A 14,372-nucleotide genomic window follows, 5' to 3' on the forward strand; every position below is an offset into this window, starting at 1 on the left:
CTGCGAAGAATCGGAGTGGGCCGCGTTCATGCTCTTCCTGTATTGGGTGCTGCTGTGAAGGTCGCCTGGGACTACGTCTGGAACATCCTGATCGCCATCGATCAGCTTGCCAACGCGGTTCTCGGCGGCTGGCATGACGAGACCATTTCGAGCCGCCTGGGCAAGTCGATCCTGAAGGGCGGCTGGGCATCGAAGGTGCCGTGGCCGCGCTGGCTTTATGATCACTTCATCGAGTCCGTCGAGCCCGACGAAGATTGGAATATGGGCTACTGAACTGATCTCGCGCGGCGGTGTGCGACGGGCTTTCCTGTCTCTGACTTTCACAGGATATGCCCGTGCCCCGCCCCTCGAATCCTTACGCCGTTCCCTTCGATGGTCCCGCCCTCGATTGGGTGCCGATTCTCCCGAGCGCCGATCCGCTCGCGCAGCCGATCCGCGCGATCCGCGCGAACACTGATGGCACCGTTACCGTAACGATGAAGAAGACCGGCGCGAGCCGCACGCTCAACTTCGTCGCCGGTGAAACGCGCACGCTTTGGGCGACGCACGTTACGGCCGCGACGGCAACCGGATTGGAAGGCGCGATCTAATGCGCCTCGGTCTTGGCATCAAGATTACCAAGCCCGCTGCCGGGGCGAGCGCCGCTGCTTTCGCAAACGGTCAAGTCGCTCCCACGGGATTCCGTTGGGAGTTTGTGACTGATCGCGCGACCGGCGAGCGCGTGACGGACCGCACGAACAAAAACCAACCCGTCGTGACGTTGGCAGGGAAGTAAATCATGGTCGATCTTAGTGCAACGGGGTACGCGAGGCTGGCTCGTCTGCGGACCATCATGGCCGCAGCGCTCAACAACAACCCCTATGAGCGGCCTGCAATGGCGACGCCGCCTACCATCACGGTTAGTTCGGGGTCGGACGCGACTCTGAAGTTTTTCACGGTCGCGGCGGCGGGTGCGCTTACCTCTGCGGCGCTCAATCAGATCGCTTGGTACGGTGGGGTGCCGACTCCCATCCTGACTCAGTATGTCGCCATGCCGGTTTCGAGTGTGCTGCCCTCGACCAACGGCAACATCGGCTCGGGTTTGGCCGATAAGAATCAGTGGGCGAGTGCAATCGAGTTCCTGACGGATAGCGACAAGGTGCAGTTCGGCTTCTACACGTCGAGCGCCGTCAAGCATATGTTTCAGGTTGACGGGCAGTATGTCGATTTCGCTGGCACGCCGGGTAACGCGGCGAACAACGCGGACACGTTCTTCCTTCTGACGTTTGCGTCGCGCAAGGTCCGCCGCATTCGTGCTCTCATTCCCTCGCTTCCCTCGAAGGGGCCGTCGCTGATCAAGTCGATCCGTGTCGCTCAGACGGCTTCGATTTGGAAGCCGAATATGTCGGAAGTGATCCGCTGCGGTTGGCTCGCCGATAGCTATGGCGAGGGAACCAATAGCGCGGCCTCGATCTATCCGGTCCCCAACGCGGCATGGCCGGTGCTGACTTGCGAGTTGCTTGGCATCCGCGATTGTCGTCAGTTAGCCGTGGGATCGACGGGCTACATCTCGACGGCTGGGGGTACGCGATCAAAGCTGCGCGACCAGTTGCCCAACTACGCCAACCAAGCGCCGTTCGATCTCTTCGTGATCTCCCACGGCTACAACGACGCATCGCAAACCCCGGCCGCGATTACCGCTGAAGCGCTGCTCGCCTACAAGGCTTTGCGGGCAGCGTATCCGAAGACGCCGATTGTTGTGCTCGGTTGTCAGGCCGGTGCTGGCGGCCCGAGCGCGGCACAGATCGCGACCGATGGCGCGATTGGTGCGGCAGTTGCTCAGTTCGCTGATCCGCTGTGCGCCTTCGCTCCGGTGTCCACGGCCACGTCTTCGTGGCTCAATGGCACGGGCGCAATCGGCGCTACCAACGGCACGGGCAATGCTGACTTCTATGTCGATCCCGACAAGGCACATCCGGCGCTTCCCGGCGCAGAGTTCCTGTCCTTCATGTCGGCGTCGGCGATCAGAAGCTCGATCTTCGCAATGGCGGGCGTCTAGTCGATAGCGTAGACGTTCTCCTGCGTCGTCCACACGCAGGACTTCTCTCCCTTCGGCCGAATGCACGCGACCAAGGCGTTGGGCACTTCAACGACGAAGATGTCCATGCCCTTGCCGTATGACTTGCACCCTTCGGCCGCGCCCCTCGCGAGCCCCGCTTGAAAGTCCGTCTTCGCAGTCTTCAACACGGCCTGCAAACCTTCGAGCGTAGGGCAGGCCAGGGCGGTTGTGTGCAACACCCCGGATTGTCCAACTTCCAGGCGCTTCGCCGCGTGCGCAGAGGCGGTTGCGGCAAGCAGGGCGGCGGCAATGAGGGCTACTCGAATGGGCATGTCACGGGCCTCCTAATCGCTACTGTAAGCCATCGCCGTTGAGGCGGACGACTTCCGCAACTGACTTGGAGCACCGTCATGAAGAAGTAAACCCCTTCTCTCATGTCACCTTTTTCGAGCCCTTAATCCAAGACCCGAAATTGTTCTGACGGCGGCTTTCGTACCCGCCCGGCAACGCAACAGAGTCGCTACCGTTCCGACGACCGCGATCCGCAAAAATGCCTTGAGAACAGCTAGGGAGCCGTGGGCGACACGGCTTTAAGAGACCCGCCGGGGAGACCCGCGCGGGTCTCATTGTGTTTAGACGGTGCCTTAACCACGAAACCTAGCGGCTGGGACTCGCGTTGCTTCGGCGGTAGGATCGAGACATGGCCCGCATCATCCGCATGATGCCGCTCTCGGGCGGCGACCGTAAGCACTACGCGCGCGAGCTTGCCCGCACCGAGCGGCTGCACGCTGATCTTGAGGCGCGGATGCTCGCCGCATATGAGGTCGCCCACCGGCTGGCCTGCGAAGAGTGGAACGCGCGGCGCTTCCTGGGCGGCGAGGTTGATCCCTCGCCGACCATCGGCGCGGCGATCTCGGCGGGCTTCACGCTGCTCGAAGTAAAATGCCCCGCCTGCCGCCACGTCGAGCGCGTGCCGTTGCCCGATCTCGTCTGGTCACGGGAGCGGCCGATCCACTCGCTTGCGGACGTGCTGTTCTGCCGACGCTGCCGGGTCGATAGCGGCGCAACGCGGCGACCGACGCTGATCTGCCTAGTCGCGCCGGGCACGGGCTCAGAGCCGCCTAAAACTCGCGCGAGAAGGCAGGGTGGGCGCGGTTCTTCTTGATCGGCCTTCGGGGCGGCTCCTAGGGCCTTCCGGCAGTATTTTCATGCCGACCCAGGTCGATGCCCTGGGCTTCCGCGCGCAACCGCACGTATCCTCGCATGATGTTTTCGCGGAACGCAAACCACCCGGAGCCGAATCCTGCCACGATTCTGGCGTGAGAATCCTTGCGCATTGCAAGATAGCGTTGATTCAACTGTTCTCGCGATAGCATCGACCTGCCTGTGCGCTTCATCATGATCCATTTGTACGACTGGTCGTAAATGTCGCTGATCTGACGTTTGTCGGAAGTGCTGTCGGCGAGCGCCCAAAGCGCCTCTTCATAGTCTTCTGTGTTTCGCGTTTTGCGAGTGGCTTTCTCATAGGCAGCCTGTAAGGCCGCTTCTGTTCTCTGAAGAGCGCCCGTGATGCCGATTTTGTAGTGATCGGCATTTGATCTCGTCACTTCGTCGGGGTCATCGAACATCCCCCAAAAAAGACACTCTCCAATGAGATGAACGTAGTGAGGAAAGCCATCGCTCACTTGCCCGATGCGGATCAGCGCTTCCTCTTGAATTTCGATGTTGAGCTTCTTTGCGACGACCGTCAGAATTTTCCACAGATCGGAATAGTTCAAGCGCTTAAGCTCGATTGTCTCTAGGATGCGGCCTGCCGATGGATGTGTCTGTAAAAGCTCAGACACGTCATGCATGATGCCGCAGAAGATAAAACGCACGTCTGCGTTTAGCTCAGGAATATTGCGGATGAACTCCGCAAACTTCTCTCGCTCTGCTTGGCTCTCGATTCTCTCCATCTCATCCACGATGATGATCGTGGTGTTCGCTCTTTTCGCGGCGACGTACCGAATGATGTCAAGAGCCTCATTGAGCGATTGCGGCGCGGTTATATTGGAAGAAGCTTGCGTGCCATCGGACACGCCAATTCCGCCAAATCCGCCGGGCAAACTAAAGTTGAAGCCGCCCCCGGAAGCGGCTTTCTCAAGTCTCTGCTCGACGGGGATTAGTGCGTTGCCGATTGCTTGGATCGTTTGCCCGAAGTTGTTTGTGCGCCCGCACATGACGTAGATCGGCAGGTTTTCTACGCCGGTATGCATGAAGGCGGTCGTGAGGGCGAGAGAAGTCTTACCGACGCCCCGATCACCGTAAATAAAAATCTGGCGGCCGGGCGAGCTAAATGCCCGGTCGATGGTGGTCAGGGTTCGCTCGCGCCCAAATAGGCGTTCTGGTGTCTTAATCGAATCCGAAGGCGTAAGGTTTTCGGAGAGAATGAGCTTCAAGTCTGCGTCGGTGATGCCGCGAATAGCCATCGGAACCTCGATTCGCGGCGATTGTAGCGGGTTCCATAGGGTTGGCTACCCGGTAGCCTAGAACTCCCTCGAATATGCAGGGTGGGCGCGGTTCTTGATCTTGCGCCAATCGCATGTGCGGGGCCGGTAGCGGGTCTCGCGGCGCTTCGAGACGATGCCTTCGAGCCCGGCCTTGCACGCCGCCTTGAACAGGCCGGGTCCTAGCTCGCCCGGTTGGAACGGGGCGGCGAAGATCGCGGCCGTGGGATCGGGGAGAAGCCGACCCAGGCGATCCTTGCGCTCGAATAGGGGGAGTTCCCGAAGGTCGTCACCGTCGAGCGCCAAGAGGTCGAAGGCGTAGAGTTGGGCTTCCGAGTTCCGCCGGTTGCCGTGGAGGGCGTCGAAGTCTGCGTCGCCGGTCTCGGTCAGGATCACGATCTCGCCGTCGAGCACGAAGCGCTTGGCGCGGAGCTTCAGGGCGGCCTCGACGATCAGCGGGTAGCGCCACGTCCAATCGAGGCCAGACTTGGACCGTAGCCGCACGTTGTCGTCGTCGCGTTCGAGAAGACCGCGATAGCCGTCGAGCTTGATTTCGTGTATCCATTCGGGACCGGCCGGTGCGGCCGTCACGGCCTTCGGCGAGCAATACTCGATACGCTTTTGCATGTGGCGGATGTAGGCACCGGCAGGACGGAAATGGAGTCCCGGCGCACCGGAATCGGGGTGCGCTACTGTGATACAAATTGGGATTAATTTGGGATACAGGGCGAGGTCTTCAGGCGAAATTACCGAATGAAATCAATAGGTAATAGCCCAACTTGGTTCCCTCCGAGCGCACCAAGGGCGATAAGCCTCTGTTACGAAAAAAGATTTCGCGGCTTCTCCTCTCGTCCTGTTGCTCCAGACCGCGAACGTGCCTTCGGCGGCATCCTTCGCTTCCCGATCTTGCGCGTCTCGAGCGCTGGTCCCTTTGGCTTGGTCATGTTTTCAGTAGGCCAATTCCTCGCCAGGGAAACCTTGGCTCGCTCGTGAGAGAGCACTGGCGTAGCCACGCATGAACTCAAACAAGCGTCATAGTCATGCCCGCGGCAGCGCTGAAGGCGACGACGATGAGCGGAGGGGCGCGCCAGGCGATCAGCAGGACGAAGCCGACAAGAGCGATGCCGAAGTCGCGTGGCGAATGCACGGTCGTCGTCCATAGCGGATCGTACAGCGCAGCGCCGAGCACGCCGACCACGGCGGCGTTGACGCCCCGCATCATGGCCTGGGCACCGGCGCGTTTCCGGAACGTGTCCCAGAACGGGAGGGCGCCGAGCAGGATCAGAATTCCTGGCAGGAAGATGCCGATGAGGCCGAGCGCCGCGCCGGCGAGCCCGTGCGGCTCAGGAGAGACCACCGTGCCGAGATAGGCTGCGAAGGTGAAGAGCGGGCCCGGGACCGCCTGCGCAGCGCCGTAGCCGGCGAGGAAGGCGTCGTCGCTCAACCAGCCGGGGGCGACGAAGGCCTCGCGCAGCAGCGGTAGCACGACGTGACCACCGCCGAAGACAAGGGCGCCGGAGCGATAGAACGCATCGAACAGCGCGACGCCCGTGGATCCCGTCAGGCCTCGCAGCGCGGGCAGCCCAGCCAACAGGACGAAGAACATCCCGAGCGTGATCAGGCCCACGGTCCGCGACACCCGGATTTCAACGTGTCCGGACGCTGCCGGCACCTCGCTGCGGCACAGCCACGGGCCGGCGAGCCCGCCGAGAACGATTGCGCCGATCTGGGCGATCGAAGCGGTGCTGAAGAGTATAATCAATGCCGCAATCACCGCGATCGACGCACGCTCCCGGTCGGGACAGAGATTGCGCGCCATGCCCCAGACCGCCTGTGCCACGATGGCGACGGCGGTCAGCTTGAGCCCGTGGAGCAGGCCGGCGCCAACCGACCCGCTCAGTGCACTGGCGCCGTAGGCAAACAGGACGAGGATCACGGCTGAGGGGAGGGTGAATCCGGTCCAGGCTGCGAGCGCGCCCAGGTAGCCTGCCCGCATCAATCCAATCGAGAAGCCGACCTGGCTGCTGGCCGGGCCCGGCAGGAACTGGCACAGCCCGACCAGATCGGCGTAGGCGTGCTCGTCGATCCACTTCCGCCGCACGACGAACTCATCGCGGAAGTAGCCGATATGCGCGATCGGACCGCCGAAGCAGGTCAGCCCCAATTTGAGGAAGATCAGGAGCACTTCGGCAGGCGAGGTGGCGCTCTTGTTGTCCTCGATCGCGTCGTCGCTCATGACTTGTCCTCCGTCCCGCATCGTTCCAGTCGTTCTAGCGGTCATCGAATTTCGATAAAAGGCGATTGTCTCAGCGGTTCTAGATCATGCGAGCTCGCCGGGATGGCGCTGTTGAACCAGCATGGCCGTGTGGCAGAAGCGATCGGATCGTGCGTGCTCTTGGCGCGCAATGGGAAGGTCATAACGCCGTCGTGGTCGGAAGGCGCACTCGAGACCATCATGATCGACATCATTGAAGAGCTGCAAGACAAACGATCTTCGGCGCAGGAGGAAGCGACAATTTCGTGTTCAATGAGAATTTTGGCACCGCAACAATCGGCGATTTCGATGTCGATAATGATACGATAGCGATCAGTCGTAACTTGTTCGGCAGTGTTGCCGAGATCTTGGCTGCAGCAACCGACGCCGGCCCGGACACGATCATTACATCGCCCGCCACTCAGGATGCCATTGTGCTGAAGGGGGTATCACCAGCGCAGCTGCATGGCTTCGAGTTCCAGTTGCTCTGACCGTCGAGGGCTTTGGGTTAGGCGATCCGAGAACCCTCCCGGCTGCACAGGGTCTTCACCGTCGTCAGGGGCAAGCGGTACCGTCTGGTGCTGAACAACAATAGCGGCGAGGAGCATCCCATGCCCCTGCATCGCCACTCGTTCGAGATCACGAAGGTAGGAACAAGCCGACCGCCGGGGTGATCAAGGACACGATCAGCATGCCGAAATACTCCACGGCCGAGGTCGATTTCGCCGCCGACGGCCCCGGACCGACCTCGTTCCACCGCCATCATCAAACCACATGGACGAAGGCTTCGCCGGGCTGATCACATATGCATGATCGCTACTTCTTGAGGGCCTCGCCGGTGAACTCGAGGACCCGCGACTTGGCCAATGCGAGTCCGCGCTTGCCGAGCGGCGTCGCCCGATAGAGGGTGCGTGCCGTTCGTCCGGGATGCTCTTTGCGCGACCGCAGATAGCCTTTCCGCTCCATGCCATGAAGCAGCGGATAGAGCGTCCCGGGGCTGAGCTTGTAGCCGTGGCGAGCCAGCTCTTCGATCATCCACTGGCCATAGATTTCATGTTCCGCGGCGTGGTGCAGAATGTGCAGCCTGATGAATCCCGTGAGCAAATCCTTGTACTTCATGTTCCCGTTATCGGATTTCGTAATTGGAACGACGCTCGTGACGGTCCGTTAACTCGGCGTCCCGCCGGAGCTCCTGTGTCCGGCGGAGGCATATTAGGAGCGAGGAGACAGGCCATGGCAAGTGCGGCAGATCGCGATCCCCGGCACCATACGCAGAAGATGCAGAAGACGCTTGCGGACATTCGGAACCATCTGCGCGAGGACATCGAGAAGGTCGACGAACCGCAGTTGAAGGCGATGTTCGAGACGTCCGCCGAAGTCCTCGGTGGGCTCGAGAAGGCCTTCAAGGACTACGAACAGAAGAACGAGAAAGCCTGGCGCTGAGGCGGGTGAGCCCGGGAAGGGTTGGGTCTACGCGCTGAACACCGCAAGGGGCGAGATTGGTGCGCCTCTTCGGCGAGCTATCCACGTATGCTGCCTGCGAGCACACCGATGATGGCGCCGGCGCCAGCATTGAAAGGTCGGATCTCTGCCGAGCAGCGCAGAGGTCAAGGCCAACCCGGCGCTACGGTCCAGGCTTTTGGGCGCGATCCATTTCCGCCGCGGGCATCCCGACCCTCGTCGGATGGCTGAATATCTCGAACTCGTTTCCCCGTGCGATGCCGACAAGCGTGATGCCGGTGGCTTCGGCTGTCCGGACTGCAAGTGCCGTCGGCGCTGACATGCCAACGACGATGCCGGAACCGATCGCCGCCGTTTTCTGCACCATCTCGACCGATATCCGGCTGGTGAGGATGACGGCGCCCTTGCATCCGGATCTCCCCTCCAGGGCGAGAGCGCCCGCAAGCTTGTCGAGCGCGTTGTGGCGACCCACGTCCTCGCGGACCAGCATGGTCCCTCCGTCCGGCTCGAAGAAACCCGCGGCATGGGTGGCGCGAGTCCAGTGATTGAGGACTTGAGACCCGGTGAGGGCCGCAATCGCCGTGCCGATCTGTTCGGAGGTGAGACACGTGCCGTGCTCGACGGCTTGCGCGATCCGGCCCGCTTCGCGCAAGCTGTCGATGCCGCACAGTCCGCACCCCGTCGGCCCGACGAGCTGCCGCCGTCGCTCCTTCAGCCGGCGCCCCGCGCCCGGTCGCAGCCAGAGACGCAGTTCGATGCCGTCGGGACCGGGCACGACCGTGAGTTCCTCGATCTCGCCGATGTCGCGAATGATCCCTTCGGTGAGACTAAAACCCCGGGCGAGGTCGGGCAGATCGGCCGGGGTGGCCATCAGAACGGCGGCTGTCGTTCCGTCGTAGACGAGTGCCACGGGACATTCCTCAGCCATGACGCGCGTATCACGCGCGCCGCTCGAGGTCAGCCTTGGCATATTGACCGCGGCCGCGGCCGCGGGCGTCGATGCGTGATTGCGTGCGCCAAATTGAGAGCCGTGCATGGATGCTCGTCCTGCGTCCCGTCATGACGCGCAAGCCGGCGCAAAGGTTCCGAGCGCTCAGGAACTTGCGAAGGCATCTCGGGTTCTGGGTGCGGGGCCTGCAATCGAAGGAAACGTCATGCGGCAGAAGGCGAAGGTCGAGAACTATGATGCTCCGGCCGGCGGATGGGGCTCGCTCAACGCCGTCGCTCATATTCTCACGCAGGAGGAGATTGCGATCCTCGGCAGCGAAATCCTGCTCAAGCAGAACAAGCCCGACGGATTCATGTGCGTGAGCTGCTCCTGGGCCAAGCCGGCGAAGCCGCGCCCGTTCGAGTTCTGCGAGAACGGCGCCAAGGCGACCGCCTGGGAGGTGACACGCAAGACCGTGACGCCTGAGTTCTTTGCGCAACATACGCTCGCCGAGCTGCGAACCTGGTCCGATCATCAGCTGGAGGAGCAGGGGCGCCTGACGACGCCGATGCGTTACGACAGGGCCAGCGACAAATACCTGCCGGTCGACTGGGACGAAGCCTTCCGGCACATCGGCACAGAGCTGAACCGGCTCGATCCGCGCTCCGTCGTCATGTACACGTCAGGCCGCGCCTCGCTCGAAGCGAGCTACATGTATCAATTGTTCGGCCGCATGTACGGCACCAACAATTTCCCCGACAGCTCGAACATGTGCCACGAGAGCACGTCGGTGGCGCTGCCGGAGGTGATCGGAGTTCCTGTCGGCACGGTGCTGCTGCAGGATTTCGAGACCACCGATTGCATCTTCTTCTTCGGACACAACACCACCACGAACGCGCCGCGCATGCTGCATCCGCTTCAGGAGGCGGCGCAACGCGGTGTCCCGATCGTGACCTTCAATCCGCTCCGAGAGCGCGGCCTCGAGCGCTTCGTCAATCCGCAAAATCCCGTTCAGATGATCGCGGGCGGCACGCGCATCAGCTCGCAATATTATCAGGTGCGGGTCGGCGGTGACGCCGCCGCCATCACGGGAATCTGCAAATGGGTAATCGAGACGGACGACCTCGCTCGCGCCGATGGGAGTTCGCGCGTCGTCGATGTCGCGTTCATCGATCAGCACACGTCCGGCTTCGAGGAGTTCGCCGCGTTTTGCCGCGCGCAGGACTGGGACGAGATCGAGCGGGCCTCGGGGCTCTCGCGCATGGCATTGCGCCAGGCCGCGAACACCTACATGACCGCCAACGCCGTGATCGCCAATTACGGCATGGGCATCACCCAGCACAAGCACGGGGTCGAGACGACCAAGATGATCGTCAACCTGCTGCTGCTGCGCGGCAATATCGGCAAGCCTGGCGCGGGGATCTCGCCGATCCGCGGCCACTCCAATGTCCAGGGCCAGCGCACGGTCGGTATTTCCGAGAAGACCAAGCTCGTGCCGCTCGACAAGCTTGCCGAGCTCTACGGTTTCGAGCCGCCGCGGTGGGAGGGGCTGTCCACCGTCGACTCCTGCGAGGGCATCCTGAAAGGCGAGGTACGCGGCTTCGTCAGCCTCGGCGGAAACTTCCTGCGCGCCGTTCCCGAGCGCTCGTTGATGGAGCCCGCATGGTCGGATCTGCGGCTGTCCGTGCAGGTCGCGACCAAGCTCAACCGGACTCACCTTGTGCCGGGGGAAGTCACCTATCTGCTGCCGTGTCTCGGCCGGATCGAGATCGACCGGCAGGCAAGCGGTCCGCAGGCGGTGTCGATGGAGGATTCCACCGCCTGCATTCACGGCTCGCAGGGCCAGCGCAATCCGGTGGCCGAACATCTCCTGTCCGAACCGGCGATCGTTGCCGCGCTCGCAAAGGCGACATTGAAGCCCAATCCCAAGGTCGATTGGGACGCCTGGACCGCCGATTATTCACGGATTCGCGATGCTATCGAGCGTACCTATCCCGACCAGTTCGAGGATTTTAACGCGCGCATGTTCGAGCCGGGCGGCTTTCCGCGGCCACTCGCGGCCCGCGAGCGGAAGTGGAAGACCCCGAGCGGGAAGGCGAACTTCACCGTTCCAAGGTCGGCCTTCGCGCCGCCGCGCGAGAGCGACGGCGTCTACGAGCTGATGACGATGCGCGCCGACGGACAGTTCAACACCACGATCTACACGGAAGACGATCGTTTTCGCGGTATCAAGGGCAGCCGCTATGTCGTGTTCATGAATCCCGCCGACATGGAAGACGACGGGCTGAAATCGGGAGATACCGTTACGCTGGTGACGGAGGCGGGCGACGGCGTCGCGCGCAGCTTGAGCGAGCTCCAGGTCGTTCCCTACGGCATTCCGCGCAGGAGCATTGCGGCCTACTACCCGGAGTGCAACGTGCTCATTCCGCTCTGGCACTACGCGGAAGGCAGCAAGGTCCCCGCCGCCAAATCCGTCCCGGTACGCCTATTCAAGGACGTCCCTCCCGAGATCGCCGACGGCGGAGAGGCTCCGATTTCGGCCTCGTGAATGCTGGATGAGGACGACATGACCAGGGGTGAACGACGATGAGGGACAGCTCGTCGGATGTTGCCGACATCAGGGACGCCGTTCACCTGTGCATCGACATGCAGAACATTTTCGCGCCGGGCGGCCTCTGGGCGACGCCCTGGATGGAGCGTGTCCTGCCGACGATCGTTTCAGTGGTCTCGCGCCATCCGGAGAGAACGATCTTCACGCGCTTCATCGCCCCGCGGGATCCAGAGGATCGTCCCGGACAGTGGCAGAGCTATTTTCGCCGCTGGCACCAGGCGACCCGCAGGCATCTGCCGCCATCTGCCCTCGAGCTCGTGCCGGCCTTGAACCGCTTCGTTCCGCCTGCTGCCGTCATCGACAAGCCGGCCTATTCCGCGTTCAGCAATCCCGGTCTTGCGAGCCTGCTGGTCGAAAAGAAGGTCGCCACCGTCGTGATATCGGGCGCAGAGACGGACGTCTGCGTGCTCTCGACCGTCCTGAGCGCCGTCGATCTCGGCTTCAGAGTCGTCATCGTCGAAGACGGGCTGTGCAGCTCGTCCGACGTCGGGCACGATGCACTCATGACGATGTACCGCACCCGGTTTCACGGTCAGGTCGACCTGGTGACAGCGGAAGAGCTGGCCGAGTTCTGGCGGGAGTAGGAAGCGGAATTTGATCCGCAATCGCAGAGGCGCGTAACGCGCTGGCGCCCCTCGAAGCGATTCAGGCGAGGGCGACGTCCGCCGTGACCGATCTCGCGTATGGCGGCCGCACATCGTCCGCACCGGATCGAACGCTCAGATAGGCTGGGTCGAAGCCAGCGAGCCGGACCAGGCCCGGCCAGTCCGTGATCGTCAAGGTCTTGCCTTGCCATTGCAACAGATTGCAGCGGCGCAGCTCCTGGATGGTGCGGTTGGCATGGACCGGGGAGATGCTACAGGCCGCGGCAAGGTCGGACTGGGTGAAGGGCGAGGACAATCTGAAATCCCTGGCGAGCCCCACGATCTGCAGCCGCGCGGTAATCTCGCAGAGCAGATGGGCCACGCGGGTCAATGCATCCCGGCTGCCGAGGTTCACCGTCCAGTTGCGCTGGATCGCGTGATCGGCAAGCAGCATCAACAGCATGGCATGCGACATCGCCGGCGAACGCTCCGCGACTTCGCTAAAGAAGCGGTGCGGCACGAGGGCGACGATGGCGGGGCCGAGCGCGATCAGATTGCCGTCGATGCGCGGGCGATAGAGGGTGTGCAGGTTCGCGATGTCGCCCGGGACGCAGATCGCGGTGATCTGGCCATCTGCGCTTTCGTGATTCTGCCAGGACAGATATCCATGGAGCAGCAGGCAGCATTGCGTTGCCTCGTCACCGTGCCGCAAGATCGTCTGATGCGCGCCGAAATGCGCAATGCTGCTCGGCATGTCGGCAAGCAGGTCGAGATCGTCGGTGCTCAGTTCGACGAGGCTCGTCAGGCGATCGGCGAGTTTCGAGAAAGCGAATCCTGCCTGCATGTGATCTCCGATAGCCGCCGCCCGCGTCCAGTTTGAGCGAGAATGACGGCAGAAAGCATTAACGTTTGATAGGTTCGCTCCGGTGCGTCGGCCGATCCGGCGAGCCGAGTGGCTCGACGAGCCGCCTTGCTCGATGTTCCTTTCGGTTGGGCTGATCCGAGCGCAGTGGCGTCTGTCGGGCAGGAACAGCCGCGGTTTGCGTCCGTTACCGGATGGACAGTCCCATGGAGGAAATGGATAAGCGGATGCGCAGGCGCTTCTGGCTGGTGTCGGCAGTCCTCGTCGCGAGCGCAGCCGCTGCGGCGGGGGTATGGTTCATCACCGCGCCGGAGCGCTTCGGCTCGGCCGCAGCGGATGCCGTGTCCGATACGGGCGGCGACGTCGAGCATGGCAAGCTCGTGTTCGCGGCTGGCGATTGCGCCTCCTGCCATGCCTCGCCGGGCCAGTCCGACCGTTTGCGTCTTGGTGGCGGACTCGCTCTTGCGTCCCCCTACGGGAGCTTTCGTGCGCCCAACATTTCGACGGACCGGATCGACGGCATCGGGAACTGGACCGCCAAGGACCTCGCCAATGCACTGCTGCGCGGCGTGTCTCCGGATGGAAGCCATTATTATCCGGTCTTTCCCTATGCGAGCTTCACGCATATGCGTCCTGAGGACGTGCGGGATTTGATGGCCTATCTGCGTACGCTGCCCGCGGTGAAGGGGCGTCCGCCGGACCATCAGCTCAATCCGCTATTCGGCATTCGCCGCTTCGTCGGGTTCTGGAAAGCGTTGTATTTCGAGCCGGGCCCGATCGCGCCGGATCCGGCTCACGACGAAAAATGGAATCGCGGCCGCTATCTGAGCGAGGCGCTGGCGCATTGCGCCGAGTGCCATTCCTCCCGCAACATGTTTGGTGGCATCAAATCGAGCACGCGCTATGCCGGCGGGCAGGACCCCGTGGGCACCGGCTTCTATCCCAACATCACGGCCGCGCGCCTCGGCGATTGGTCGGAGGCGCAACTGGCGGACATGCTGAGGACCGGGATCACGCCGAACCATGGCCGGGTCGGCTCGTCGATGGCCGATGTGGTCACCAATCTTGCAATGCTGCCTGAGAGCGATCGCCTAGCGATCGCCGCCTTCGTGAAATCATTGCCGTCGCGGCCGACCCCCAATCCATGA

16 protein-coding genes and 1 pseudogene are annotated in these 14,372 nt (G+C 62.5%); 10 read left to right on the top strand and 7 right to left on the bottom strand.

Annotated elements, in window-relative coordinates:
• The first annotated feature begins 15 nt into the window (after window positions 1-15).
• The 3 genes from EHH60_RS02080 (at window position 16) to EHH60_RS02090 (ending at window position 2,038) form a co-directional block, all read left to right on the top strand.
• Complete coding sequence (locus EHH60_RS02080; RefSeq protein WP_158626705.1) at window positions 16-273, top strand: hypothetical protein; 258 nt, start codon at window positions 16-18, stop codon at window positions 271-273.
• Window positions 274-335: 62 nt separating this feature from the next.
• On the top strand, window positions 336-590 hold the full coding sequence (locus tag EHH60_RS02085; RefSeq protein WP_124157839.1) for a spike base protein, RCAP_Rcc01079 family: 255 nt from the start codon (window positions 336-338) through the stop codon (window positions 588-590).
• Window positions 591-778: 188 nt separating this feature from the next.
• Entirely contained in the window at window positions 779-2,038 is a 1,260-nt protein-coding gene (locus EHH60_RS02090) for an SGNH/GDSL hydrolase family protein (RefSeq protein ID WP_124157840.1), read from the top strand.
• On the opposite strand, the gene EHH60_RS02095 is transcribed toward EHH60_RS02090, so the two are convergent.
• A complete protein-coding gene (locus tag EHH60_RS02095; protein WP_124157841.1) occupies window positions 2,035-2,370 on the bottom strand; it encodes a hypothetical protein in 336 nt (111 codons plus the stop codon). The genes EHH60_RS02090 and EHH60_RS02095 overlap by 4 nt on opposite strands.
• Before the next feature lie 368 nt (window positions 2,371-2,738).
• Between EHH60_RS02095 and EHH60_RS02100 the strand changes: the two genes are divergently transcribed.
• Entirely contained in the window at window positions 2,739-3,203 is a 465-nt protein-coding gene (locus tag EHH60_RS02100; protein ID WP_124157842.1) for a hypothetical protein, read from the top strand.
• A 19-nt stretch (window positions 3,204-3,222) separates the two neighbouring features.
• Here EHH60_RS02100 and EHH60_RS02105 read toward each other — a convergent pair whose 3' ends face one another.
• From EHH60_RS02105 to chrA, 3 genes are all read right to left on the bottom strand, one after another.
• Window positions 3,223-4,506 carry an ATP-binding protein gene (locus EHH60_RS02105; RefSeq protein WP_124157843.1) on the bottom strand — a complete coding sequence of 428 codons (1,284 nt, stop codon included), beginning with the start codon at window positions 4,504-4,506 and terminating at the stop codon, window positions 3,223-3,225.
• Between the two features lie 57 nt (window positions 4,507-4,563).
• Entirely contained in the window at window positions 4,564-5,151 is a 588-nt protein-coding gene (locus EHH60_RS02110) for an ATP-dependent DNA ligase (RefSeq protein ID WP_124157844.1), read from the bottom strand.
• 394 nt (window positions 5,152-5,545) lie between these two features.
• Entirely contained in the window at window positions 5,546-6,760 is a 1,215-nt protein-coding gene (chrA, locus tag EHH60_RS02115; protein WP_124157845.1) for a chromate efflux transporter, read from the bottom strand.
• Window positions 6,761-7,044: 284 nt separating this feature from the next.
• Here chrA and EHH60_RS02120 point away from each other — a divergent pair, with 284 nt between their 5' ends.
• Together EHH60_RS02120 and EHH60_RS38655 are read left to right on the top strand one after the other, a co-directional pair.
• Complete coding sequence (locus tag EHH60_RS02120) at window positions 7,045-7,269, top strand: hypothetical protein (RefSeq protein WP_124157846.1); 225 nt, start codon at window positions 7,045-7,047, stop codon at window positions 7,267-7,269.
• Between the two features lie 87 nt (window positions 7,270-7,356).
• Window positions 7,357-7,577: pseudogene (locus tag EHH60_RS38655) on the top strand (multicopper oxidase domain-containing protein).
• A gap of 17 nt (window positions 7,578-7,594) precedes the next feature.
• Here the strand turns inward: EHH60_RS38655 and EHH60_RS02130 are convergent.
• The gene (locus EHH60_RS02130; RefSeq protein ID WP_124157847.1) at window positions 7,595-7,897 is read right to left on the bottom strand and encodes a PadR family transcriptional regulator; all 303 of its coding nucleotides are present in this window, start codon (window positions 7,895-7,897) and stop codon (window positions 7,595-7,597) included.
• Between the two features lie 114 nt (window positions 7,898-8,011).
• Between EHH60_RS02130 and EHH60_RS02135 the strand changes: the two genes are divergently transcribed.
• The gene (locus EHH60_RS02135) at window positions 8,012-8,221 is read left to right on the top strand and encodes a hypothetical protein (protein ID WP_124157848.1); all 210 of its coding nucleotides are present in this window, start codon (window positions 8,012-8,014) and stop codon (window positions 8,219-8,221) included.
• Between the two features lie 181 nt (window positions 8,222-8,402).
• Here EHH60_RS02135 and fdhD read toward each other — a convergent pair whose 3' ends face one another.
• Window positions 8,403-9,209: a formate dehydrogenase accessory sulfurtransferase FdhD gene (gene fdhD, locus EHH60_RS02140; RefSeq protein ID WP_124158329.1), complete on the bottom strand. Its 807-nt coding sequence runs from the start codon at window positions 9,207-9,209 to the stop codon at window positions 8,403-8,405.
• Window positions 9,210-9,393: 184 nt separating this feature from the next.
• Here fdhD and EHH60_RS02145 point away from each other — a divergent pair, with 184 nt between their 5' ends.
• Window positions 9,394-11,715: an FdhF/YdeP family oxidoreductase gene (locus tag EHH60_RS02145; protein WP_124157849.1), complete on the top strand. Its 2,322-nt coding sequence runs from the start codon at window positions 9,394-9,396 to the stop codon at window positions 11,713-11,715.
• Between the two features lie 38 nt (window positions 11,716-11,753).
• A complete protein-coding gene (locus tag EHH60_RS02150; RefSeq protein WP_124157850.1) occupies window positions 11,754-12,362 on the top strand; it encodes a cysteine hydrolase family protein in 609 nt (202 codons plus the stop codon).
• Window positions 12,363-12,423: 61 nt separating this feature from the next.
• Here EHH60_RS02150 and EHH60_RS02155 read toward each other — a convergent pair whose 3' ends face one another.
• Window positions 12,424-13,206 (bottom strand): Crp/Fnr family transcriptional regulator, encoded by a 783-nt coding sequence (locus EHH60_RS02155; protein ID WP_124157851.1) that lies wholly within the window; start codon window positions 13,204-13,206, stop codon window positions 12,424-12,426.
• A 233-nt stretch (window positions 13,207-13,439) separates the two neighbouring features.
• Here EHH60_RS02155 and EHH60_RS02160 point away from each other — a divergent pair, with 233 nt between their 5' ends.
• Complete coding sequence (locus tag EHH60_RS02160) at window positions 13,440-14,372, top strand: c-type cytochrome (RefSeq protein WP_124158330.1); 933 nt, start codon at window positions 13,440-13,442, stop codon at window positions 14,370-14,372.

The organism is Bradyrhizobium sp. RP6, from assembly GCF_003837805.1.
GTDB lineage: Bacteria > Pseudomonadota > Alphaproteobacteria > Rhizobiales > Xanthobacteraceae > Bradyrhizobium.

Bases quoted from the DNA above. Each gene is read 5' to 3' on its own strand.
- EHH60_RS02090 (WP_124157840.1), top strand. From the start codon at position 779: ATGGTCGATCTTAGTGCAACGGGGTACGCGAGGCTGGCTCGTCTGCGG.
- EHH60_RS02095 (WP_124157841.1), bottom strand. From the start codon at position 2,370: ATGCCCATTCGAGTAGCCCTCATTGCCGCCGCCCTGCTTGCCGCAACC.
- EHH60_RS02100 (WP_124157842.1), top strand. From the start codon at position 2,739: ATGGCCCGCATCATCCGCATGATGCCGCTCTCGGGCGGCGACCGTAAG.
- EHH60_RS02105 (WP_124157843.1), bottom strand. From the start codon at position 4,506: ATGGCTATTCGCGGCATCACCGACGCAGACTTGAAGCTCATTCTCTCC.
- EHH60_RS02110 (WP_124157844.1), bottom strand. From the start codon at position 5,151: ATGCAAAAGCGTATCGAGTATTGCTCGCCGAAGGCCGTGACGGCCGCA.
- chrA (WP_124157845.1), bottom strand. From the start codon at position 6,760: ATGAGCGACGACGCGATCGAGGACAACAAGAGCGCCACCTCGCCTGCC.
- EHH60_RS02130 (WP_124157847.1), bottom strand. From the start codon at position 7,897: ATGAAGTACAAGGATTTGCTCACGGGATTCATCAGGCTGCACATTCTG.
- EHH60_RS02135 (WP_124157848.1), top strand. From the start codon at position 8,012: ATGGCAAGTGCGGCAGATCGCGATCCCCGGCACCATACGCAGAAGATG.
- fdhD (WP_124158329.1), bottom strand. From the start codon at position 9,209: ATGCCAAGGCTGACCTCGAGCGGCGCGCGTGATACGCGCGTCATGGCT.
- EHH60_RS02145 (WP_124157849.1), top strand. From the start codon at position 9,394: ATGCGGCAGAAGGCGAAGGTCGAGAACTATGATGCTCCGGCCGGCGGA.
- EHH60_RS02150 (WP_124157850.1), top strand. From the start codon at position 11,754: ATGAGGGACAGCTCGTCGGATGTTGCCGACATCAGGGACGCCGTTCAC.
- EHH60_RS02155 (WP_124157851.1), bottom strand. From the start codon at position 13,206: ATGCAGGCAGGATTCGCTTTCTCGAAACTCGCCGATCGCCTGACGAGC.
- EHH60_RS02160 (WP_124158330.1), top strand. From the start codon at position 13,440: ATGGATAAGCGGATGCGCAGGCGCTTCTGGCTGGTGTCGGCAGTCCTC.